This is a genomic window from Mucilaginibacter sp. P2_A4 (assembly GCF_056405015.1).
The window spans coordinates 206,726-232,195 of sequence record NZ_JBFUCX010000009.1; the positions used below are offsets into that span (position 1 = coordinate 206,726).

Annotated in this window: 13 protein-coding genes; 2 read left to right on the top strand and 11 right to left on the bottom strand. The window is 39.9% G+C overall.

Translation table 11 applies throughout. The annotated features are described in order from the left end of the window. Positions 1–459: 459 nt before the first annotated feature. Positions 460–2,298, bottom strand: a complete 1,839-nt coding sequence (gene glmS / locus AC1DYB_RS17640) for a glutamine--fructose-6-phosphate transaminase (isomerizing) (RefSeq protein ID WP_477436901.1) — start codon at positions 2,296–2,298, stop codon at positions 460–462. A gap of 406 nt (positions 2,299–2,704) precedes the next feature. On the opposite strand from glmS, the gene AC1DYB_RS17645 reads away from it, so the two are divergent. Next, positions 2,705–6,097: a DEAD/DEAH box helicase gene (locus tag AC1DYB_RS17645; protein WP_477436902.1), complete on the top strand. Its 3,393-nt coding sequence runs from the start codon at positions 2,705–2,707 to the stop codon at positions 6,095–6,097. A 25-nt stretch (positions 6,098–6,122) separates the two neighbouring features. Here AC1DYB_RS17645 and AC1DYB_RS17650 read toward each other — a convergent pair whose 3' ends face one another. The 3 genes from AC1DYB_RS17650 to AC1DYB_RS17660 all read right to left on the bottom strand — a co-directional run bounded on the left by AC1DYB_RS17650 (position 6,123) and on the right by AC1DYB_RS17660 (position 13,614). Beyond that, the gene (locus AC1DYB_RS17650) at positions 6,123–11,456 is read right to left on the bottom strand and encodes an Ig-like domain-containing protein (RefSeq protein WP_477436903.1); all 5,334 of its coding nucleotides are present in this window, start codon (positions 11,454–11,456) and stop codon (positions 6,123–6,125) included. Between the two features lie 290 nt (positions 11,457–11,746). Next, positions 11,747–12,640, bottom strand: coding sequence for a glycoside hydrolase family 16 protein (locus AC1DYB_RS17655; protein WP_477436904.1), 894 nt, complete (start codon positions 12,638–12,640; stop codon positions 11,747–11,749). 110 nt (positions 12,641–12,750) lie between these two features. After that, positions 12,751–13,614 (bottom strand): LysR family transcriptional regulator, encoded by an 864-nt coding sequence (locus AC1DYB_RS17660; RefSeq protein ID WP_477436905.1) that lies wholly within the window; start codon positions 13,612–13,614, stop codon positions 12,751–12,753. An 88-nt stretch (positions 13,615–13,702) separates the two neighbouring features. On the opposite strand from AC1DYB_RS17660, the gene AC1DYB_RS17665 reads away from it, so the two are divergent. Then, complete coding sequence (locus AC1DYB_RS17665; RefSeq protein WP_477436906.1) at positions 13,703–14,671, top strand: alpha/beta fold hydrolase; 969 nt, start codon at positions 13,703–13,705, stop codon at positions 14,669–14,671. 73 nt (positions 14,672–14,744) lie between these two features. Here the strand turns inward: AC1DYB_RS17665 and AC1DYB_RS17670 are convergent, their stop codons facing one another. The 7 genes from AC1DYB_RS17670 to AC1DYB_RS17700 all read right to left on the bottom strand — a co-directional run bounded on the left by AC1DYB_RS17670 (position 14,745) and on the right by AC1DYB_RS17700 (position 25,341). After that, on the bottom strand, positions 14,745–16,076 hold the full coding sequence (locus AC1DYB_RS17670) for a TldD/PmbA family protein (protein WP_477436907.1): 1,332 nt from the start codon (positions 16,074–16,076) through the stop codon (positions 14,745–14,747). Positions 16,077–16,083: 7 nt separating this feature from the next. Then, the gene (locus AC1DYB_RS17675; RefSeq protein ID WP_477436908.1) at positions 16,084–17,721 is read right to left on the bottom strand and encodes a TldD/PmbA family protein; all 1,638 of its coding nucleotides are present in this window, start codon (positions 17,719–17,721) and stop codon (positions 16,084–16,086) included. A 29-nt stretch (positions 17,722–17,750) separates the two neighbouring features. Beyond that, complete coding sequence (locus tag AC1DYB_RS17680) at positions 17,751–19,541, bottom strand: hypothetical protein (RefSeq protein WP_477436909.1); 1,791 nt, start codon at positions 19,539–19,541, stop codon at positions 17,751–17,753. Between the two features lie 6 nt (positions 19,542–19,547). Further along, positions 19,548–21,674: a hypothetical protein gene (locus tag AC1DYB_RS17685; protein ID WP_477436910.1), complete on the bottom strand. Its 2,127-nt coding sequence runs from the start codon at positions 21,672–21,674 to the stop codon at positions 19,548–19,550. Then, positions 21,667–23,187: a BatA domain-containing protein gene (locus AC1DYB_RS17690; protein WP_477436911.1), complete on the bottom strand. Its 1,521-nt coding sequence runs from the start codon at positions 23,185–23,187 to the stop codon at positions 21,667–21,669. Before AC1DYB_RS17690 ends, AC1DYB_RS17685 begins: the two co-directional genes overlap by 8 nt. Positions 23,188–23,232: 45 nt before the next feature. Next, positions 23,233–24,108 (bottom strand): DUF58 domain-containing protein, encoded by an 876-nt coding sequence (locus AC1DYB_RS17695; RefSeq protein ID WP_477436912.1) that lies wholly within the window; start codon positions 24,106–24,108, stop codon positions 23,233–23,235. 237 nt (positions 24,109–24,345) lie between these two features. After that, complete coding sequence (locus AC1DYB_RS17700) at positions 24,346–25,341, bottom strand: AAA family ATPase (protein ID WP_477436913.1); 996 nt, start codon at positions 25,339–25,341, stop codon at positions 24,346–24,348. Between the last annotated feature and the right edge of the window lie 129 nt (positions 25,342–25,470).

Genomic DNA, 25,470 nt, shown 5'->3' on the forward strand with positions numbered 1-25,470 from the left:
TGTAAAACAGGGTGTGAAAAGTGGTAATAAAGTTCAAAAAGCTTTGATAAAAGTTCAGAAATTGTGATCTCGGTAACTTTTTTTTTAGGCGAAATTGTGATTTGTATTATCTTTTTTTTAGGCAAAATTGTGATTTGCGTTATCTTTTTTTCAAGAAAAATTGCGCTACGATTTTGATATATCAAATACCGAAAAAACGTAAAATACACGCCACAGGTTAGTAAACTTGAATCTTATTAAGTTTTTAAATAAACACAGATGCTGAATGACTGATTCAGATAGAAGATATTTTTAGCAGCAGAATATGTAGATGAATTAGGAAAAATGAAATACCATAATGTAATTCACAAAAAAAGCAGGCTTACGCCTGCTAATCTTATTTATTATATATGAACTATTGGTTTGCTACAGTAATTTATTATAAGCTGTAATTGCCGTAAAATGGGTTATAATTTCATTTTACTCAACAGTTACTGATTTTGCAAGATTACGTGGCTGATCAACATTACAACCCCGCATCACAGCTATGTGATACGCCAGTAATTGCAAAGGTATTGTAGCTAAAAGCGGCAAAAAGGCTTCGTCAGCATCTGGTATTTCTATGCAATAATCTGCCATTTCCCTTACTTTGGTATCACCCTGCGTCACTATAGCTATCACTATTCCCTTCCTGGCTTTCACCTCCTGTATATTACTTATAACCTTATCATAAGAAGAATTTTTAGTGGCTATAAATACAACCGGCATCGCTTCATCAATTAAAGCAATTGGACCATGCTTCATTTCTGCCGCCGGATACCCCTCAGCATGAATATATGAAATCTCCTTCAATTTCAATGCGCCTTCCAAAGCTACAGGAAACCCGCTCCCACGGCCCAAAAACAGGCAGTTACTGGCATTTTTAATTTTAGATGCAATGCTTTTTATCAAATCATTATCAGCTAAAAGGGTTTGAACCTTTTCTGGGATGGTTTCAAGCTCAGTTAACAACCGCGTTAATTTAGATGACGTAATAGTCCCTTTTTGCTGCGCGATATATAAGGCTAACAATGTTAAAACGGTAACCTGTGCAGTAAAGGCTTTTGTTGAGGCCACGCCAATTTCCGGACCAGCATGGGTGTAAACGCCCGCATGTGTAATTCTTGGAATTGAAGCCCCGACAACATTGCAGATACCCAAAATTGTTGCTCCCCTTTCTTTGGCAATTTCTATCGCAGCCATTGTATCCGCCGTTTCGCCAGATTGCGAAATGGCAATTACTATATCATTCTCACTAATAATTGGATTTCGATACCTGAACTCTGACGCGTATTCAACTTCTACAGAAACCCGCCCATACTCTTCAATTAAATATTCGCCTGCTAAACCGGCATGCCAGGATGTACCGCAGGCTATTATTATTATCCGTTCAACATTTTTAAGTTTATCAGCATATTCTTTTACGCCGCCTAACTCAACCTTTCCAATTTCAGGAATGATACGTCCGCGCATACAATCTTTTATTGAACGTGGCTGTTCAAATATCTCTTTTAACATAAAATGCTCAAAACCACCTTTTTCAAGTGATTCAAGTTTCATTTCCAGTTCTTGTATAAGCGGGGTTTGAATTACATTATCCAATCGTTTAACTAAAAGGCCATCGCGCTTCACCAATGCTATTTCATTGTCTTTTAAATAGATAACATTCTTGGTGTATTCAATTATAGGTGTTGCATCTGAGGCAATAAAATATTCACCCTCACCAACCCCGATAACCAGGGGACTTCCTTTTCGGGCAGCAATTAATTGACCCGGATTTTCCCTATCTAATATAACTATTGCATATGCGCCAATCACCGTATTTAAGGCCAAACGCACTGCCTCCAACAAATCTGTTTGCTCAATATTTTGTATTTCTTCTACCAAATGTATTAAAACCTCGGTATCTGTTTCGCTTTTGAACTTATGCCCGCGGTTTATTAATTCTTCTTTCAATGTTGAGTAATTTTCAATAATGCCATTGTGAATAATGTGCAGGCGATTATCATTTGAAGCGTGTGGATGCGAATTAAGGTCAGATGGTATACCATGTGTTGCCCATCGGGTATGGCCGATGGCGATATACCCGCTTGTATCCTGGTTTTCAGCATGGTCTTCAAGATAGGATACTTTACCTACTTTTTTATAAACGTTAAAACCCTCATGGTTGATAATCGCAATCCCTGCGCTATCATACCCACGGTACTCTAATCGTTTAAGGCCTTTTATTACAATTGGCCATGCGTCTCTAAATCCGATATAACCTACAATTCCACACATAATTTTGTATTTTAATGATAGATAATCAATAAACATTTATTTACTAAACAAATTTATTTAATTGACTACCAATACACTAGGCGATATTTCGATTGAAGCCCAAATTGTAAATGGCATCGTTTTTTTACACAAAAACATGTAAAATAGTTCAATCTCCATTTACATATTTTGTATAGTATATTACTCAAAAGCCTTTTTTTTCTGAGATATCAAGCGTCTTTAAATGAAGAAACGGCGTGTGATTTCTGCCCATTTTTGGTCTTTAATACCGGAGGATTAATTAACGGTGATACCTTTAGCTATTGCATAATATCGCATCTGCATTAAATTGTCAATAAATCTTTTTCTGCTTCGCAAGTCTCCTCATTTCTTAAGATATTTACCCGCTATAGCACCAGGAAAATTAGTGAATACAGAAACTGCTTACGAGGAAGACGATTTTGAGGGACACACCTATATTATAGATGATATATCTTTTGCAGCTATTACCGAAACCGCAATACTCCAAAGATCGGGCATGGGGATTGACAATCATCCTTCCTCCTATAAACACGTCATCCCTCACTTAATAGAAGTAAACCAGGGCACATTTGGCCATGAATATGATGCCGCAAATTTCCCCACAATAACCGTAATTCAGCAAAACAATCAATTATTACTTACCTGCGGTTGCCATGCAAATCATCATAAATTGTGTGAATACCAAGCCATGGCACTCACAGCAATCATCAAAAAAAATGATTTCCGCATCTTTTATGATGAGCATTTAAGATACGATAAACTAAGAAAGGTAGCCCATGATTACGGCCTGGAAAACGAAGCTGATCTTGATGCTTTTTTCCAGCTGACCTACGAGGATAAAAAAACAGAGATCCGCCCCAAATTACCTTCACTTATTCCTGTCACCAAAGAAAGTTTAGACGCATATAGTCAAATGGTACTGGCGCCTGCCATTTCTCCTCTTGAGCAATTCGCAGATGATACCGACCGAACCATTTGTGTTGTTTTAAAACAGCATAAATATTATAAGTACCTTTTTATTGAGCTTTATAAAGCACAAACAACTAAAGACGGTAAAATAAAAAATCCTTTAACGCTCATAAATCCTTTAGATCATATTTGGGAAACGGAGGATCATGAACAGCTAAAGTTTTTTACCGGGGTTAATAAATTCCAAAACCACATCAACAGCAAAAGGTCGGTGGCTGATATACAGGCTTTGCGGGCCATTGTCAAAAATCCGCTCAAGTATAATTTTTACTGTCACAACAGCGAGGCATCTGATAACATTACCGCTACTTCGGTAATCCCGGTAAAGGTGGCTTTGCTTCCTCATGATATTAATCTTAATATTAAACCTCAAGGACCTTTTTATGAATTTTCTGGTCAGCTTAAAATCAATGGAATTTCACATCAATTAAAAGACCTAAGCATTAAATTCAATTATTTCATTTTAGTTGATGATGCTCTTTACCTTGCCGATAATGTGCAGTTATTGGGTATCATTGACCTGATGCGGAAACGTCCGGAAAACCTGCTTATCCATCACTCTAAATACAAAGAGTTTAAAACTCATTTGCTAACCAAACTTGAGGATAGGATAAGTATTGCCTACCAGCATGTTAAACCGGCTACTGCCGTTCAGTTAAAACAACAAGGATTTACCAATGAAATTGAGCAGATCATTTACCTCTCTGATTTTGGAAGCCATGTAATGATTATTCCGGTAATGCGCTATGGTGAGGCCGAAATACCTGTGCGGACAAAGCGTACAATCCATGGGGTTGATCATAAAGGCAATGAGTTTATTGTTGAGCGGGATAACGAAGCAGAAATTGAGTTGACCGCCCTGCTTATCAAACAACACCCCTACTTTGCCGAGCAGCTGGATAATGACCTGCATTATTTTTATCTGCATAAAAGGCATTTTTTACAGGAAGAATGGTTTTTAAATGTATTTGAAGATTGGAAAAAGCATCATATTACCGTTTTAGGGTTTAATGAACTGGAAGGGAATAAACTAAACCCTAATAAAGTAAATATCATCATAAGGGTGCTAAGTGGCATCAATTGGTTCAATACCGAAATAGGTGTTAGGTTTGGCAATAAGAAAACTACTTTAAAGCGTGTACAGAAAGCGGTGCGTAATAAAAGCAAGTATGTGCAACTGAATGATGGAACATTAGGCATTTTACCTTTAGAATGGATGGAAAAGTTCGCTCAATATTTTAATGCAGGCGAGATAACGGACGAAAATATATTAAGCATCCATAAAATAAATTATACAGCCATTGCCGAATTATTTGATCAGCAGGTTATGGATGAGGAAGTTAAGGCAGAACTGAGAACATACCGCGAAAAACTATTAAATTTTGAAACGATAGCCGATACTGAAGTTCCGCCGGACTTGCACGCTACCCTTCGCCCCTATCAAAAACAAGGATTAAACTGGCTTAATTTTTTAGATGATTTTAATTTTGGCGGATGCCTGGCTGACGATATGGGGCTGGGCAAAACCATGCAGATCATCGCTTTTATACTTTTGCAGCGTAAAAAGGCAAATCATAATACTAACCTGCTGGTAGTACCTACTTCGCTTATTTTTAACTGGCAGGCCGAAGTACAGAAATTTGCACCGTCTATAAGAGTTCATACCATTTATGGAGCAGACAGGATCAAAAGCATAGATGATTTTTCCCGATATGAAATCATATTAACTTCATACGGAACATTGCTTGCTGACATTGGCTTTTTGAAAAATTATCAGTTTAATTATGTATTCCTTGATGAATCGCAACAGATCAAAAATCCCGATTCGCAACGTTATAAAGCTGCCCGCTTATTAAAATCGCGAAACAGGATTACCATCACCGGCACCCCTATAGAAAACAACACCTTTGATATTTACGGGCAGCTTTCTTTTGCCTGCCCCGGCCTTTTGGGAACCAAGCAATACTTTAAAGATATTTATGCTGTACCCATTGATAAATTTAAAAGCCACAAACGGGCGACAGAACTTCAAAACAAAATAAAACCTTTTGTTTTAAGACGAACAAAGCAACAAGTAGCTGCCGAATTGCCCGAAAAAACCGAAATGGTATTGTATTGCGAAATGCGGGAACAACAACGCAAAATTTACGACGCCTACGAAAAGGAATTCCGTGAATTTATATCGGCAACAACCAGTGATGAATTAAGGAAAACGCCAATGAACGTGCTCAAGGGATTAACAAAATTACGGCAGCTTTGTGATTCGCCGTTGTTAATCACCGGTGAAAAGCCGCCAGGTAATGAATCTGCGAAAATTGATATGCTGATGGAGCAGATAGAAAGCAAATTGCCACAGCATAAAATACTGGTATTCTCGCAATTTGTTTCGATGCTTGAATTAATCAAAAAAGAATTAATAACCCGGCAAATTGGCTTTAGCTGGCTTACCGGCAGCACCCGCAACCGCGAAGCCGCAGTAACCGAATTTCAAAATAATCCGGCAGTAGGCGTATTTCTTATCAGCATGAAGGCTGGCGGAACCGGTTTAAATTTAACCGAAGCCGATTATGTTTACATTGTTGACCCATGGTGGAATCCAGCAGTTGAAAACCAGGCCATTGATCGTTCGCACCGTATAGGGCAAAACAAACATGTGGTTGCAATAAGGATGATTTGTCCGGACACTGTTGAGGAAAAGATTATGCAGATGCAGGAATTTAAAAAGAATTTGGCAGATAACCTGGTAAATACCGATTCCTCTTTCCTTCAATCACTTTCAAAAACAGATCTGTTGAAAATATTAGGTTAAATCGAAACTCCGCTTTCTTTCTGGCTTACCTCAAAATAGTTACATACCCTGTAAATTTTTGGCCGCCGTTTACTTTGGTATCTACAATAAAGTAATATACACCGACCGGTACAGGTTGCCCATTAGATTTTCCATCCCACGGGACGCCATAGCCCTTTGAATGAAACAGTTGAGTGCCGTATCGGTTATATACATCAACAGTTGAATTTTCAAAAGCTATCAGGCCAGCTATCTCCCAGGTATCGTTTTTCCCATCTCCGTTAGGAGAAAAAGCATTGTTCACAAATAATTGTGGTGATACTATGATATGTGTAGTATCAGCGGTTGTACATCCCAAAGCATCTGTTACCACAAGTGTATAGGTGCGATCAATATCCCCCGTTATAACCGGATTTTTAACATTAACATCACTGATATTAATATTAGGACTCCATAAATAGGTAACTGTTTCATCACTTACATTTACATTTGGATGCAGTGTAATAGTTTTATCCTTTAAAACATAACGTACATGTTCTGTAGTTAATGCCGGCGGACCAAAAAACGTTATTTTTACAAAATCAGATGGTGTAAAACATTGACCAGAATTATTAACGTTGAATGTTAATACAACAGATCCATTTTTTTTATCATTGTCACCTGGTAAATAAACAGCGTTAGGTTGATTTCCCGATTCAAATTTACCATCGCCTGAGGATGTTGTCCAGAAGCCGCTTGCGCCAGGTACAAGTATTTTACCAGCCAAAGGTATACGGGTATCCTGCGAACAAACATCTATATTAGGAGGGCCTGCATCGGCACCAGGTTCCTGTCCATATGTAATAACCAGGCTTGAGGAGCTTATTGTACAATCATCTTTACTTGTTGATGATAAGGTTATAATAACTGAACCTGCTGCTTTTTCTTCTTGTGTTGGTATATATTGCACATTATCAACCTGGGTAGCGAATGGCAAAAACTTGCCCTTAGGATTGCTGGATGTCCATACACCAGTTGTTGTACCGCCTGTTACCGAGCCGGTAAGTGCAATGGATGTTACTGCAGTACAAACAAGACGAGGCCCATCAGCCTTTGCTACCGGTGGCTGGTTTACCTGTACAGTAACAGGGCTGGCATCGCTTGTACAACCCCCTACCGTAACAAATAAATTATACGTTCCTGCAGTTGCCTCTGACGCGGGAATATTGGGATTTTGAGATGTTGATGAAAATCCGTCCGGCCCTGTCCACATAAATGTAGCCCCGGCTATTGGAGGAGTATTTAATTGTATTGTACTTCCCACACAAACAGGGGAATTGCTATTGGCAATCGGAACATCCGGCTTTGGGTTTATCATTACAGTGTGCGTAAAAGGCAACCCTGTGCAATCATAGGCCGTGGGTGTTATAATATAAGTAACCTTAATAGCTGCTTTAGTTGTGTTAGTTAAAGCTTCATCTATCAAAGGCCCTGTATTGTTAACCGCCGGGTTGCTTATGCCCGGTACAGCCTTTCGCTGCCATTCAAATGTTGCCGTGGGCACATTTGATGTTATAGTATATCCCTGAGGAGTATTACTACAGCTTGATGATAACGCATCACTTGTTATATTAATCTGCGGGTAAACAGTTACCACCCGGTTAAATGGTATTCCGTCACAATCATTTGTTTTATAATTAATAATATAAGTAACATCCAGTGGGGCGTCAGTTGTATTAAATAAAACCTCCCGTATGGTTTCTGCTGCCTGGCCAGATACCGCAGCATTACTTAAACCAGATATTGCAGCCCTGCTCCAGCTAAATGTTGTTGCAGGAGTATTGAATTTTATAACATAATTAGCAGTAGTACCATAACAAACGGCATCTTGTGCCGAACTGGTAACAATTGGTGTTGGGTAAACAGTTACTACATATTTAACAGGAGTTCCTACACAATCGCCATTAATTGGGGTTATTGCATAGGTTACATTTATTAAATTAGGTGTTGTATTAATTAATGTTTCCGTAATAGCATTGGATGTTTGGGCAGATAGCGCAGGATTACTAATACCCACTACCGCTGCGCGCTCCCATTGGAACGTGGCTGATGGAACATCGGCGGCGATATTATAATTTAATGGATTGCCGCTGCAAACAAAATCAAATAATGAACTGGTAATATTGGGTACCTGATTAACCTGTACAACCACCTTTTTCATAGCACTTACACACTGCCCAATCATACTTTGTACTGTGTAAAACGTAGTAGTGGTTAGTGGTGTGGTTTGTAAAGTGTTACCAACAGCTACCGGCTGTCCGGTTTCATTAAACCACTGGTATGTACCGGGCGAACCACTGGCAATAATTTGCGCTGTACCGCCGCTGCAGATAGTAACAATATCTGATGTTAAAACAGGCGTTGGTGGTACATTATAAACTGTTACGGTTACAGGAGTTCGTGAGCTGGTTAATCCATTCAATGTTGTTTCTACATAGTAAGTTGTGGTAGTTGTGAGCACCGGCGTTTGGAAATTAGGGCCTGAACTAAGACTACTCCCACCTGTAGCATCCTTATACCAGTTATATGCACCACCAGGGGCAGTTGCTTTTAAAATGGTGCTGCTTCCTGCACAAATCCCGGCTGGTTTCACGGTTGGCGCCGTCGGCGTAGTATTGAATACAATAGTTACTGAAGCAGATTTGGGCTGGCAGGGACCTGGCGGGTCATTTGATAAAAAGGTTAACTGCGCACTGCTCTCTCCTGGTGCCGGAGTATATACGGCATGCGGATCATTCCTGTTGGAGAAACTATCTGAGCCACCTGACCATGTTCCAGTAGCCCCGCTTATAATTCCCTCTAATGTAACCGGGGTATTTATTGGAGCATTTTTATTGGTACCTGCCGTTATTTTAACTTGTTCATTAATAGTTATAGGTGATGTTGAAAATACACCGGCGAAACTACCACTTGGTGGTATAGTGTTTGTCACTGAATAAGTTCCGGATTTACTATTGGCAAGATCTATTTCCCCTGTGTTTTTATTTATAAAAACCAGGCCGACCGGAGTAGCAGTAAAAACACCTGCACTTGCGCCCGGCAGAAAGTTTGGCAAAGGATTTACTCCATCCCTGCAAATTGGCGTATTATATGTAAAATCTGTCTTGGGTGCATCAGTAATTGTAATATTACTACTGTAAGTACCTGAGCAGGCACCACTACTGGTAAGCGTAACACTATAGGTACCTGGCGTACTTGCGCCAACATCAATTTGACCGGTACGATTATTTATAAAAACTATACCTGCAGGTGCGGCACTAAAAATTTCATCCCCTGCAGGATTAAAAATGGAAGGTGTAGGATTCGCAGCTGTGGTTGCTACGGTGCCTGAGGGATATTGAAACTTTGTGCCTGTATTGTTAATAATTACATTTATAGCTTTACGAGTGCTGCTGCATGTACCAGATACATTTTCAACATAATATGTTGCATTATTATATAAGAAAGATGTTGTATATGTGTTTCCTGTGTGAATTGAAGAGCCGCCTGTAGGTACATCATACCATTTAATGGTTTGCCCTGCAGGAACACTCGCCGAAAGATTTGCTTTATTACCCGGACAAATTGTGACGTCGGAACCCACAATTGGCTCGTTTGGCAAAGGACTAACAATTACATTAGCAATAGCCCGTTGGCTTGTGCAACCATTTACAGTAATTTGTACATAATAACTGGTGTTCGTTGTTAGCGCCGGTGTAATAAATGTGCTACCTGCATTCACCAGATTTCCACCAGCATCATACCACGTGTAGTCTCCATTAGCGCCTGTTGCTGTTAGTGTTGTTGAACTACCGGCGCAAGTAGTTGCATCATGCGTTAACGGTGTAGGTATTTGTGCAAAAACAGGAATTTCAACAGCCGTTCTGGGACTTGTACATCCTCCAATCGTTGTTTGCACGTAATAAGTAGTTGTATTAGTTAATGGCGGTGTAGTAAACTTGCCATTTTCGGTAGTTGGCAATGCATTATTATCTGTAGCAGTTTTAAACCATTGGTAAATACCACCGGGAGACGTAGCGGTTAGTTCCGCAGATGATCCGTAACAGGTAATTGGTGGGGTCAATACAGATGGAGCCAAAACCGGAGGGGATACAATAACATTTACGGGACTTAAAGCACTAGTGCATCCAGCATTAGCTGTCGTTATATAATAAGTAACATCATGAGTTAATACGGGTGTATCATAAGTGTTTCCCTGTTTCAAAAAATGCTTCCCATCTGCATCAGCATACCATTGATAGATACCGGTTGTTGCACCTGCACTGAGATGCACACTGCTATTATAACATCCATTCACTGTTTGCAGTGCCGGCACTGCGGGTATGGGGTTTACAGTTACCGTAACAGGAACCCGGGAACTTTGACAGTTATTTAAAGAAGTTTGTACATAAAAAATTGTGTTAGCGGTAAGCGGCTGTGTTGTATAATCCGGGCTTGATATCAATGGTGTTCCACCCGATGGACTATTATACCACTCAATAACACCCGCAGGCGTATTAGCATGTAAAGTAATTACAGATCCGGCACATATTGCAAGGTTATTACCTGTAATCACCGGTACCGTTGGTGCGGCAGTTACTGTAGCGGTTACTGCCGTACGCTGACTAACACAGCCGTTTACTTCCGCCTCCACATAATAAGTCACCGTATTTGTTAATGCGGCAATTGATAACGTTGGTCCTGTATTTATTGCATTTGTTGAACTATTTGAAGTGTACCACCTAAAATTATCACCTCCGCTTACAGATAATGTAACCGGGCTTCCATAACATGCCTGAGCATTCTGAGCTACAGGTCTACTTGCAACACTGATGATAACTGTAGTTCTTAAACTTGTACACCCTCCAACTGTTGCTTCCACGTAAAACACTGTAAACCCCTTAATAGGATCCGTATCATAAGTTGGGCCGCTATGAAATGAGTTGCCCCCTGTAGGCTGGGTATACCATTGATAGGAATTTGCAGGCGTTGTTACTTCAAGATGCGCACTATTTCCCTGGCAAACGATACCCCCGCCTTTAACACCTGGCGCGCTTGGCGTTGATGTTACATTAATGGTGATATCGTTTTGAGCAACACATCCCGAAACTTTATCAGTAATCGTTACTGTATACTTACCTGCTTTATTAACATGTATAGGGTTAATCGTTTCACCTGTGCTCCAGGCATAATTATACGAACCAGATCCTCCTGTAGGTACAGCAGTTAATGCAAGGGTATTGCCAGCACAAATTGCCGGCTCAGAAGATGATATACTTACATTTAACGTACATGACTGACTATAACCTCGCAGCGGAATTGATAACAAATAAAAAATAAATATAAGTAAGCGGCTCTTCATTAACCTTAGTATCTTTTTAGTTTTTAGCTTTTTTGATATCAGGTCAAGGTGTACTTTACTCAAAAAAAAGAGTATATAATTTTACAACCATTGACACGTTGTCTTAAACATCGTTGTAAAATAATCAGGTACCCCTTCTACGTAAAAATACGATTTTGGTTTGTTGATATTCATTAATTTTGCTTTAATTAATTGACATTCAGCCATATTATTTCAATAATTAATTGATAAAAAAAAAACCGGCTATTTTTAACCGGTTTTTTAATCAATTACTTATTAAGCAAAGCTTATTAATGGTTTTTAGTGACCTTAATCCAATCAACTAACATTTTTGCCTTATTTGCTTTAATAAGGTTGACTGTATAAGCGGGCATTCCGTTATAAGGTTCAGTTACACCGTTTATTTTTGCCGGGTAAGCACCACCTAAGGCGTAATTTAAGATAAGATATTTTTTATTGTCAAAGGCCCATTTACCATAATGTTCAGCCATATGCCGGTTTACTCTGAACATCAGCTTTCCATCATATTTAAAATCAAGGTTATCGGGTGTCCAATCAACAGCATAAACATGCCAATGCGTAACATCATTTTTAACATCAAAATATTGCCTGTTTACAAAAGGTGTTTCACCACTATATCCCGGCCCGTGTACGGCCGCGCTAACCCAATCCTTCTCACCTACATATTCCATAATATCTATTTCGCCGGTTTGGGGCCACATACCATTGCCCAGTATCCACCACGCAGGCCAAAGTCCCGAACCCTCTGTCAACTTAATTCTTGCTTCAGCCGTGCCGTACATAAAATCGAATTTATTGCGCGTATTTATCCTGCCCGATATAAAATCGAAATTCTGTCCATCCTTAGTTTTAAAACCAGGCACCGATTGCGGACGCAGCACTAAAGCTCCGTTTTTAGCACCTTCCGCTGCAGCTCCGCTCACTATAAATATGGTAGAAGTAGTATCTACGTATGCCTGTAACTCATTGTTAACATGCATCCCGGTTACCTCAACATTCCATTTGTTACGATCAAGTTTATTGCCAGTGAAATCGTCAAAAAAGATAACTCCATTCCCTGTTTTTATAGTTTTCGATTTTTTTTGAGCCAAACACACCTGCGATAGTGCAAAAGTGAGACAAAGGAAAAGTATGAAACAATACTTGCATTTTTGATAATTCATATATAATCGTGATTAAAGATAACAGTTGGTATTCAGTTGTTTTTATTTGTTTTTTTAATGAGATCAATATATCACAAATTTCATCCAACTCATAAAATAATAAGTCTTAATTAGTTGGTACAATACATTTCAATGAACGCTTTTAACGCCCTTGATTGAGGTATATTTTTCCTGAACGCCAATACAGTTGTCATGGTTCCAAGTTCCTTATTTATGGCAAACGTAGTTAATTTTCTGCCCGCGTAATATTGGTCAATAAGCTCGGCTGGTAAAATGCTGATGCCGAGATCCGCTTCAACAAAGTTGATGATACCTTCAAGTGAGTTTACCACGATACTTTTATAATTAATAATCCCTTTTGCGCTAAGCCATGATTCGAGCCGGGCTCTAAAAATGCAGCCCTGATCAAACACAATTATTTTAAGCGGATGATTTGCGAGAATATCTTCAAGTTTAAATCGCCGGGCGGATGCAAGGATAACCAGTTGTTCTTCCTTAATGTGGATCTGCTCCAGTTCCGGCGAGTTGATAGGGCCTGATACAAAGGCTGCATCAAGCTTATAATTAATCACATCGTTGATGAGGCCATGGCGCATTTCTGATTTAAACTCCATTTCCACATCGGGATAAGCATTTGAAAACTTGTTTAAAATATCGGGCACCTTAAGGGCCATGGTAGTTTCAATGCAACCAATTTTAAGCTGCCCGGTAATTTGGTTGGCTTTCATGATATCCTTTTTGGCTTCATCAACCAGGTGGCCGATCTGCTTGCAGTAATGCATTAAGGTTTCACCGGCGCTTGTGAGTGTAACCTTACGAGAAGAACGTGTGAAAAGATCTGCTCCAAATTCTTCTTCAAGATTTTTAATACGGGCAGTAACATTTGATTGAACGGTAAACATGGCTTCCGCAGCTTTTGTAAAGCTCCCATTAAAAGCAACAGCCTCAAATATTTTCAGGTCGTGTGTATTCATAAATCACTAATTATGATCAATAACATCTTTATTAATCGTTTTCAATAATCAAATATCAGTATTAGTTTTGATGAAGCAAATAAAATACATGAAAACAATCCACATGTCGTTAATAATGTTGACTTTAAGTATAAGTTCACTTAACAGCCAGCTCTCGGCCCAAACTAAAAACTCAAAAAAACAAACCATGGAAACCAATTCAGTTTATTACCGCAACATTAAAGTGAAAGGCTTGAACATTTTTTATAGAGAAGCCGGACCCAAAGAAGCCCCCACCATACTTTTACTACACGGGTATCCTACATCATCGCACATGTTCAGGAACCTGATTCCCATTTTAAGCAAGCAATACCATGTTATAGCTCCGGATTTGCCGGGCTTTGGTTATTCTGATGCACCAGCTCACGATCAGTTTGAATACACTTTTGATAACCTGGCTAACACCATGCAATCATTTATTGATGAATTAGGACTTAAGCGCTTTGCTATTTATGTATTTGATTACGGTGCCCCAACCGGTTATAGGCTGGCATTGGCAAATCCTGAAAAAATTACTGGCATTATATCTCAAAACGGTAATGCATATGAAGAGGGTTTAAGCACCGGATGGAACCCGATACAAAAGTATTGGCAAAACCCAACACAGGAAAACAGGGATGCACTTAAAGAATTTGTATCAAAAGAAGCAACCTGGTATCAATATCATGAAGGAGTAGCTGACCCATCATTGATAGCTCCCGAATCTTATACCTTAGATCAGCATTTTTTAGATCGGCCTGGAAATATCGATATTCAATTAGACTTGTTACTGAACTATCGCACTAACGTGGCTTTGTATCCAAAATTCCAATCATATTTCAGGGAATATAAACCAAAGTTGCTGGCTGTCTGGGGAAACAAGGATCCCTTTTTCCTGCCAGCGGGTGCAGAAGCTTATAAGCGCGATGATCCAAATGCTACGGTTAAGTTTTATAATACCGGTCACTTCGCCCTTGAAACCAATGTCGCCGAAATTGGCAATGATATTTTAAACTTCTTAGCGGAGCTGCCAAAGTAAACTAACTAACGAGGGTATAAATAAAAGAGGGGATGTCATCTAATGATACATCCCCCCTTTTTTATGTCACCAATTAAACCGCGTCAGATAGCGAGCTAAATGTAAAGTCTCTGATTTTCATAGGTGGTATCAGGTAGCTCCTGTAACTTTCCACACTGATGCTGCGTTCTTGTTTACCCAAAGCTTCGAGGTTATTAAGCATAATAACCGGGCTTTCATTGAAGCGAAAGTTTTTTACCGGGAACTTGATCTTGCCATTCTCAATATAGAATGTACCATCACGCGTAAGCCCTGTTAACAGCAATGATTGCGGATCAACCATACGGATGTACCAAAGGCGGGAAACCAATATCCCTCTTTCGGTGCTTTTAATCAGATCCTCAATACTGGCATCGCCGCCATCCATAATGATATTACCAGGTCCGGGCATTGGTTTTACACCTTTTTTATCAGCCCAATAGCGCGAATAACTCAAATTTTTCACCGCGCCTTTGTCTATCCACATTGTCTTTTCACGTGGCAGTCCGTCACCGCTCCATGTTGATGACGGCAGTTCGGGATTAAATGGATCCGAATAAATGTTCACTTTGGAGTCTACCAGTTGCTCACCTAAACGGGTACCTCCACCCTTCTTACTTAAAAAACTGCGCCCTTCTTCCGCGCTACGTGCGTCAAAACGGAACATGTTCTCCAGCATGTAAGTAGCCGCAACAGGTTCCAGTATTACCGTATATTTTCCGGGTTCAATAGCTTTTGCACCTGATGAGCTCAGGCATTTGCCGGCAGCTACCTTTGTAGCGGTAAAAGTATCCAGCTTATTTACATCAGTGAAGCCCTTTGCAGCATAGCCCGAAGCTGTACCAGCCTCATTACGTGTGGTTACAGAAAAAGTAACATCGTTACCTTTATTGTAGGCAAATAATCCTTTTGAATTCATCATCGCATTAAAGCTTGTTGAATTTTCAAGGAAACCAGCGGCAGTTAGCTTGGCTTCTTTGGTAACTGATAAGCTTTTGGCCACCAATTCAGCGCGGCTATCAGGTGTCATGCCTGCGGTATTTGCATTGTATGTAATAGAATCGGGGAAATCATGAGGACCCAACATCGGCATATATTCCGGGTTGGCCGGGGCTAACTGCGCAAGTTCTTCTGAGCGGCGCACTACCCTTTCCAGGGCGGCATCATCAAACTCATCAATGGTGGTTGTGCCTGCTTTCTTTCCAAAAACAGAGGTTACTGCGAGCCCGATAGTACTAATATCACCAGCTGTAGATACAGCGTTTAATGCATACCGGATGTTGCCGCCTTCGCTTCCGTTAAGAGTTACTTCGCATTCTTCGGCTTTTGAATAGGCAAGCACTTTCTTTAATAAAGCCTGTGCTTCTTCTTTATTTAATATTGGCATAATTCAATTATCCGATCTTTCTTTTAGTATTAATTACATTAACTCCCTTAAACAGCGCTGTTGATGCGCCATGTGATACCGCGCTTGATTGTGCAGGCTGGCCTTTACCATCATTAAAAGCACCTCCTAAACGGTAATCGCGTTCATCGCAAACCTGTGCACATGAATTCCAAAACTCCTGTGTATTGGCCTGGTAAGCTACATCATTCAGCATGCCTGCTATTTTCCCCTCTTTGATCTCATAAAAAAGCTGACCGCCAAACTGGAAATTATAGCGCTGCTGATCTATCGAGAAAGAACCATCGCCAATAATGTAAACACCTTTTTCTACATTTTTGATCATCTCATCAACACTTAAAGGCGTTTTTCCCGGCTGCAGGGAAACATTTGGCATACGCTGAAATTGTACGTCCTGCCAGCTTTGCGAGTAGCAACATCCTTGCGATTCGTTTAAACCAATGATATGCGCCTGGTCACGGATAGCCTGGTAATTAACCAAAACACCATCTTTAATGATATCCCATTTTTTACATTTTACTCCTTCATCATCATAACCTACCGCACCTAATGAACCTACCTGGGTTTTATCGCCCACAATATTTACTGCCTTACTGCCAAAGTTAAACTTGCCCGATTTCCATTTATCCAACGTAAGGAAACTGGTACCGGCAAAATTAGCCTCATAGCCTAAAACGCGGTCAAGTTCGGTTGGGTGACCAACGGATTCGTGAATAGTTAACCACAAATGTGATGGATCAAGAACCAGGTCGTATTTACCGGGCTCAACAGACTTTGCTTTTAACTTTTCGCCGGCCTGTTTGGTCGCAAACTTCATATCCTCAATCATATCATAGCGCTTTTTGTAACGGGTAGTTACACCCAAAACTTTTTCGCTTTCCAAAGGATCAAGATACTCATAGCCCATTCCAACAGGCGAGCTTAATGATCGGCGGGTTTCAAATGATCCCGCTGTGGGATCTATTTTAGTTACCGTAAAACTTGGATAAAGCCGGTGAACATCCTGATCGATATATGAACCATCTGTTGAAGCAAAATACTTTTGCTCGTTAACCGCAAACATGATGGAATTTACAAAATTGGCTCCACCTGCCATAGCTACTCCATTTGCGTTTAACAATAAATCTACCTTTTCTTTAATAGGTACTTCAAACGCGTTTTTTGTTAAAGGTGTTTTCCAGTTAACCTCGCCATAACCTTTTTGAGGGGCAAGCTGTACTGGTGCGCCGCCAATTTTAGCGTTAGCCTTAGCTACCGCCACAGCTTTTAAAGCGGTTTTGGCCATACCCTCTTTGGTTACATCATTGGTTGCCGCAAAACCCCAGCAACCATTTGCAATAACCCGGATGCCTATGCCGTATGATTCGGTATTGGCTACATTAAGCACCTTATTTTCGCGGGTAACCACAAACTGGTTAAGATAGCGACCAATGCGCACATCGGCATATGATGCACCGTTTGATTTAGCTGTGTTTAAAGCCACATCGGCAAGTTCTTTTTTGATTTTTACATCAACGCCTTCCAGCGCCTGCAAAGGATCAATCGTTTTACCAAGCGCGTTCATGCCGGGCAACATCATTGCTCCCGCCCCCATGCCTGTTAAATAAATAAAGTCACGTCTTCTCAAAGTATATTCCTCCTTTTAGTATTTAATAGCTATAAAAATTTAGCCTCGACCCACAAATACACAAAGGCTATCAAAAGCAAAACATAAAAATATATTTTACTTACAGCAATCGTGATTTTTTCGTGTATCTGTTTCGTTACATTTACACTAATTGCATTTTTAGCAATATAGGCTTTCGTATCCGCCAGCTTCTTCAATATGCGGATATTTTTCCAGTCATTATCTTTGTATATATAAAACCAGTTTAAAAGTCCGTTTGCTTGTTTTACTGACTGCCATCCAGGCGCCTGCGGCCTATAACTAACACGCCATTCAAAAGGCACCAGGCTATTTTGCAGCGGTGCTATATCAGCCTCGCCAATTTTTATTAATGAAGGACTTGTAGCGGTTTCCAATTGTAGCTGAACCGGATTTGATAACGATGGTATGGCCGATAATATACTCCAATGTTCGGCCACCGGTGTAGCCCGTGCAGCCTTAGTGATCAATAACGACCATAAGTTGGCATAGTCATTTTTATTGCCACTCAGCACCCAGCTAAAGGTATTATTTAAAGGCGTAAATACTAACTTTCCGGCACCAGCTAATGTGCTGCCAGCTAAAATACGCCCATGCTCATCACTTACCAATGATTGTGTATTATTTTGATTGTCAATGTACACCAGGCCCACATTTAATTTGGCAGACTTTACCATTTTACCTTGCAATAGAAGTGACACCGGTAAGGGATCTTTTCCCGCCAATCTATCAGAAGGAAAATCGCGTTGCAGCCATGAGTTTGAACGTTGAGTACTATCGGCCCTAATAACTACACCTAAACCTTTTTGGGTTACCGCCTGCTGTAATACAGCGGCATCTGCCCCATTAAGCGTTTTTAGCACAGCTAAATCTCCAATTAAAACATCAAACTGGCCAAGCAACGAAGCAGAAAGATGATCAAGTGAAAACTGCTGCATGTTAATAAACTCTCTGTTGAATTTATCTTTGCTAATGGCGGAGCGAACAGCAATGGAATAGCCTTTTTCAGCTAACCAGTTCTTTAAAAACCTGATTTCAAAATCGGGCGATGCGGTTAATATCAATACTTTTAAAGGTTTTACCGGCTCTATTTGTACGGGAATAGTTTCCGTTTCAATAGTATCCATTCCTGCAATAGCCAGTAAGCTATATATGTTATTTCCTACGCTTTTAGGTATAGTACTCAGGTTAAATGAGCTCAACGTATCTGTTCCTATGCTAATTGAGTCCAAACCAGTACTTAATCCCTTCAGTATAAGTTTTATTTTTTTTGCAGATGAATTTTTAAAACTCCCCTGGATGTTTAATTCTTCACCAATCTTTAGTTTTTCATTCCAGCTAATGGTGGTAATTCCATCATAAACCGGCATTTGATTGAAATTGAATATAACAGGTAAATGGTTCAATTGCTGCAGATCTTCCGCGTTTAAACCATCGCCTAAAATCCGTAACCGACTTATTTTAAAATCATTTACCAAATCATCTACATTATTTATCAATACTGCTTTATGGATAGTCTTTTTTATATCCTTGTTTAGGGTAAACAGCTTTTCTGCACTATATCGGTTCAAGCTATCTGTGTTCAATCCCTCTGTTAACAACACAGCTTCGTTATTATCCTGTTTGGTAATATCAGCTTGATAAGTTAATGGCAATGCAATACAGGCCATTGCAGCAACCACTACAATAACCGCGGTAATTCGCTGCAATAAACGCGCTTTATTACCGCGTGCATATTCTTTCCATACCACAAAAAACGCCAGTAAAATGCAAATAATGATAACGCCAGTGTTCCAGTTCATTTGCAGCTATCGGTTTAAACGGTTAAGGTTTTTATAATACTCCTGCGATAAACCCATATCTATTGAACTTTGAGTTGATGCAGGCGTTTTTTGAGGTGGCGACAAGTTTTTTTGAATTGCCCTTTCAACCAATGCTATATCATACAATTTAACATTCGCCGGCTTTGATAATATCCTGCGCATGGCACTTAATGCCGATAAATAAATGCCCGGTTGAGTCGACGCCTTTAAGCTAATTTGTTGATTTGCAAGCGCCAACACGTGTTCATCTAATTCATTTAATTGTGGTTTAACTTTTAGCTGCTCCAATACTGCCACTGCTTTTTTCAGGTTTTCAAATTGATCTGTTTCTTGTTTAATATCCTGTTTATATGCTGGTTCAGTAATTTTCGACAAATCGCCGCTCAAGCGTTTCTCCAGTTTCAATGGCGGGGGATTATAGGAAGTTTTAGCCACATACATTCTTGATTTTTGCTGAAGGTCTTTTAGCAGGCGCAATGCTTTGTATTCAAATGGCAAAGCATCCTGTGGTTTGTACAGCCTCAATTGCAGCTCTGCCTTCCACATTTCAGTTAGGGTTGCTTTCAACTGTTTTTTCAATTCAGGATCAAAAAACTGAGCGTCCTCTGCATTATCGTGCTTATCGGTGTATTTATCCAATATCACAGCCGCGTTTCCGTAGTTATTGATATCTCCAACAGGATCGTTCTTTTCATCAGCCGGATTGATATCTGATTCAGATTCCTCTCCCAAAAACTTACCATAACGCAGGCGGAGTAATTTTTGGTCAACCCCAAGATCATTGCTCCTGTTATTGAATTTCTCTGTGCTAACACTGTCCTTGTCTTTTAATAGCTTTTCTGTATCGAGGATGATCTGCCGCTCACTCCTGAAAAACTCAGGCTTTTGATTTACCCCACTCAGCATGCCATCCATACTTAATAGTTGCGCTGTATCCTGTATAGATACCGTATAAACATCCGTTCTGCTTTGCTGCTGATGGGTATCGGTTGCCTGAATATAGAAATAAAGCTCGTCGCCTGGTTCCATATCCAGCGCTTGAAGATTGACCAATTTTTGCAGATTATACAGCGATTGATGACCACTGAACGACGCAGAAAAATCAAGCTTATATTCTTTAAACTTAACCGCTTCACCGCTACCTTTAGCTACAGTGGCAAAAATAAGGGCATTGCCTACACCATAATCATCGTTTATGGCGACATCTATACTTATCTTCCTGGCTTCTCCGGCATCTATGTAGGTGTATTGTTTTGGCGATTTAATATGAATTACCGGCGGCTGATCTGTTATAACCTGTACCTGGTACAGATCAGAAAGTTTACCATCCACATTTAGCTGGTAAAACCCTGGGTTGGTGATTTGCTTTTGGGCTTGCCATTGGATTTTTCCCGTGCTTAAGCTTTTTAAAGTAATTATTTCCTTATCATTGAATAGTAGCAAAACCTGCTTTACAGCAACATTGGTAGTTATTTTCCAGGTTACAGTTGCACCGTCTTCTACATTTAAGGTGAATTTATCTTGCTCACGTTTGGTTTTACCTGTATAAACCGGTGGGTTGACAGTTACATTCACGGCCGAGATTTCGGGCAATATAATTTCAGGAACTTTGGACTTTTCTGAAGATATGGCAAGATGATTGGCAATAGAAATCAATGAATGGTGTTTTCCTGCCAGCCAATTTATACCTAAAGCGACGATTAGTAAGAGTAACGCCAGTTTAATTCGCTTTAAAAACGAAGGATGTGATTGCGGTATTTGCTGCAAATAACCTTCCACTTTTGCCAGTTGTAACGTTTCGAGCAGGTTCAGCTCATCGCCCGATTTTAAGACCAGGCTACTGCTTTCTTCCAGTTCCGGGTAATGCTGATCAAGAAAGTTAGAAATAACCACATCTCTTACCATCCACGGTTTCCGCACGAATGATAGAATTAACAGGCTTAAAACAAATAAAAGCAATACCCAAAGCTCGGAAGCTTGAAATACATCAGTTACCAGAGCGCTTGCGATGACAGAAAAAGCAACAGTAAAAAGCACATCGGCAATTAACTGACTGCCGATGTACCATTTGCGAATTGCACCAATTTTATATCTGCCTGTGCGCTTATCCATTTACTGGTAGTAGTTTGTTTTTGTGGGCCAGCCATCTTTCAATTAAAAATAGCAAGATTAATGTTAGCCAGAAATAATGCGATAGATCTGTTTGTACGTTTTTCTTCTCTGAATTGGAATTTTGGGCAGACCAAATAATATTTGGCAGTAATTGCCGACGATCTAAAACCCTACGATCACTTACAATAATTATTTTATAATCAGAGTCATATACAACTAACCTCATCAATAACTTTACAAAGTCACCATCCCAAACCATGTCATTCCATGCAGGATTAAAGCGGGAATAAAAATGATACGCCATTACACTCCCATTTTTATTCATATTTAAAACCGGGTTGCCATATCCGTCAACCCAAATGGGTTGCCTGTTTAAAGCATCGTTTTTTATCAGCTTATATAATGCAGGCTTTCCGTTTTGGCCGGCCAATGCAATAGGATCATTTGTTTTTATCCAGGATGCAGTATTGCTTACTTTGCCCGGCTCATAACTTAATATGCGGGCAGTTTTCTGAAGACTGTTCTTATCAATGGCCCTTTCTGACAACCAAAAAAGCCAGTCATTCCCCATTGGTAATTTTCCCGAGTCATTAAATTGTTTAATAACAATTTTACGCTGCGTGAAACTGCTTATTGCCAACAGGGCCGATTTTAAGTAAGCAACATCAGCATCATACTTATCGCTATAAATAGCTATCCTTAAAACGGAGGTATCAATAGCAACAGGAAGCTGCGTGCTGCTTTTCAAACTTATAAATGGATTCCCTTTTTTTACATTGACCATAAAAGGTGAATTGGGATCCCCGGCTGATTTAATAACGTAATTTGTAAAATAAGTTCCCGAAGGCTTACTGCTACCTTTAACAACTTTAATTGCATTATCATTGGTAAACCACGCGCTTTCAATCCAGGTGCTTGTTGAATCTACCGGGGTGTAGGTTTGCCAATGCAGGTTGAGCGATACAGATGGTTTATTACCATTAAAATATCTTACCTGATTTGGCGTAAACAAGTATACAGGAACAGTAGCAGGTAGTTGATTATTTAAATGAGCTACTAAATTCCAGTAGTTTGTTACTTTAAATGTATCTCTTAAAACTTTATCAATGAGAATCTTATTTAAATTAATCTTTTCAAAACCTTTATTCAAATAATGAAACTCATAGCCAGCTTTGATTAACGAATCAATAGATATTTTATACTTACCATAACTTTCATTTACGTTCTCTTTGGGAATAAGTATCCAGCCTTTTGTTTTGCCTGATGAAAGATATTGCCGCCAAACGGGTGCCGCTAACAGAAGAGAAAGTATAGATAATAAGAGGCATCGCACCAGGAACAGAGGAATATCATTCAGCTTAAAACTGCGGCTGCTTTTTTGGGCAGCAGCGGTTATAAGTGCTATGCTTCCAACTTTTAAAGTTTTACCGGGTTTTATATTCCACAGGTGAATAATTACCGGGATGCTTATCGCGGCAATACCAAACAACCATAGGGGATTTAAAAACTGCATTTGTATAATATTTTATAGCGATGGGTTTGAAAGCCGTTTTACGGTTTAAAATTTACTTTTATTCCTTTGAACCAAAAAATCACGCAGGGCTTCATCTAAGGGTTGCGTCGTGCTTATCATCCGGTAATAAATATGCTTTCCTAACAATTGCATCCTGATATTTTCTAAATGGGTATTTAACTTCTCTTTGTATTGGGCAGCTTGATCTGCGTTTACTTCTACGGTTTGCCCGGTCTCCAGGTCTTCCAGTGTTGAATAGTTTTTAAAATCAAAGTCGAGCTCATTTTTCCCCATCAGGTGAAAAACAACAACTTCGTGTTTCAGCGCCGATAATGAATCCAATAATCTACTGATCTCATCCCCTGCCTGGTACATATCGGTAACAAAAACCAGTAACTCTTTGCGGCCATCGCCCGCGAACAATTCTTTATAATGTACAGGTTGCGTAAAGGTACCTGCCGGCTTCACCTCCTGCAAGTGATATAACAGGCGTTGCAAGTGTTGCGGATCGGGTTTGGAAGCCAAAGAAAATAAACTGCCATCCCGAAAAACGTATAACCCAACAGAATCCCCCTGCAAATTTGATAACCATGCTAATGATGCAACAAGGAAACGCGCATAATCTATCTTCTTAATCCCGTTGTCATCATGGTTCATGGACGCACTTGCATCTACCAGGAATCTTACAGAAATACTGGTTTCTATTTCTGATTCCCGGATGTAATACCTGTCACTCCGGGCAAACATCCGCCAGTCAAGCCAGCGCAGGTCATCGCCAGGCTGGTAACTGCGATACTGGCTAAATTCCAGACCGGGGCCTTTAACTTTACTTTTATTAAACCCATTCATAAAGCCATCAATAACCGTTTTCGCCAGTAATGGCAAATCCTTAATGGTCATTAATACTTTCGGATCAAGCATTTTGATTTTGGATTTGGGATGTTCGATTTTGGATTTATTTGTCTGAATAATCTGAATAATTATTATCAAGCTTAGGTCGTTGCGTCGCCCTTACCTCTGACGTGTTAAAAAAAACTTTTGTCATCCTGAACGCAGTGAAGGATCTATTATTCGCCATGCTTTTTCGCCCTGCACAGTCTGCGAATAGATCCTTCGTTCCTCAGGATGACAAACCTTTAAAATTCACAACAACGTGTCTTAAAGTGCCTTCGGCCTGACTATCGCCCTTATCAACTCCGCAGTTACTTTATCTGATGTTATATCCTCTGCTTCGGCCTTAAAGTTCATCAATATCCGGTGCCTTAAAACAGCCGGTGCCATAGCATGAATATCTTCCATTAAAACCGCGTATCTTCCTTTTAATAATGCACGTGCCTTTGCGGTTAATATCAGCGCCTGCCCTGCCCGTGGGCCTGCTCCCCAGCGAACCCATTCTTTTATATAGTTCACGCTGGTAGTATCGGGGCGTGTGGCACGGATCATCTGGCTTACATATTTTACAAGATCTTCGCTTATCGTTACCTGCCTAACCAGGGCCTGTGCCTGTATAATTTCTTCGGCGGTAATAACTGCTTTAACATCCGCTTTTTTTGTGCCCGTTGTTCTGTTCAATACTTCAAATTCCTCCTGCTCGGTTGGGTATCCAATTTTTATCAGCAATAAAAAACGATCTAACTGGGCTTCTGGTAAGGGATAAGTACCGGCCTGTTCAATAGGGTTTTGGGTTGCAAGAATAAAAAAGGGTTTATCCAGCGGATAAGTTTGCCCGCCATACGTTACTTCAAACTCCTGCATTGCTTCCAGCAAAGCCGCCTGTGTTTTTGGTGGAGTTCGGTTTATCTCATCAGCTAATATAATATTGGCAAATAAGGGTCCTTTGTTAAATTTAAAGAAACGTTTGCCGGTAGCGTGATCTTCTTCCAATATTTCTGTACCGATGATATCGGTTGGCATCAGATCGGGCGTAAACTGAATGCGCCTAAACGCTAAATGCAGCGCCTGCGACATAGTTTTTACAATGAGTGTTTTGGCCAGGCCAGGTACACCTTCTAATAAACAATGCCCTCCGGCTAAAAATGCTACGAGCAGTTCATCCAATATGGCATCCTGCCCTACAATTACCTTTTGTATTTCGCTTTTTAACTGCGGTAACTTGGCAAGCAGAGCTTTTATCTTAATTTCGGTCAGTTCCAAATTCAATACGTATTTAAAGTACCGTCACAATATATTACCCTTTTAAGTAATTACCATTATTTTTTATTAAAAATCAAATAAAGTATCTAAAACTTTACAAGCTAAGCAAACAAAAGTGATTTCAGCATA

Coding starts and splice junctions, on each gene's coding strand:
- AC1DYB_RS17660 (WP_477436905.1), bottom strand. CDS start 13,614: ATGAATACACACGACCTGAAAATATTTGAGGCTGTTGCTTTTAATGGG.
- AC1DYB_RS17690 (WP_477436911.1), bottom strand. CDS start 23,187: ATGCAGTTTTTAAATCCCCTATGGTTGTTTGGTATTGCCGCGATAAGC.
- AC1DYB_RS17665 (WP_477436906.1), top strand. CDS start 13,703: ATGAAAACAATCCACATGTCGTTAATAATGTTGACTTTAAGTATAAGT.
- AC1DYB_RS17650 (WP_477436903.1), bottom strand. CDS start 11,456: ATGAAGAGCCGCTTACTTATATTTATTTTTTATTTGTTATCAATTCCG.
- AC1DYB_RS17680 (WP_477436909.1), bottom strand. CDS start 19,541: ATGAACTGGAACACTGGCGTTATCATTATTTGCATTTTACTGGCGTTT.
- AC1DYB_RS17655 (WP_477436904.1), bottom strand. CDS start 12,640: ATGAATTATCAAAAATGCAAGTATTGTTTCATACTTTTCCTTTGTCTC.
- AC1DYB_RS17695 (WP_477436912.1), bottom strand. CDS start 24,108: ATGCTTGATCCGAAAGTATTAATGACCATTAAGGATTTGCCATTACTG.
- AC1DYB_RS17670 (WP_477436907.1), bottom strand. CDS start 16,076: ATGCCAATATTAAATAAAGAAGAAGCACAGGCTTTATTAAAGAAAGTG.
- AC1DYB_RS17685 (WP_477436910.1), bottom strand. CDS start 21,674: ATGGATAAGCGCACAGGCAGATATAAAATTGGTGCAATTCGCAAATGG.
- glmS (WP_477436901.1), bottom strand. CDS start 2,298: ATGTGTGGAATTGTAGGTTATATCGGATTTAGAGACGCATGGCCAATT.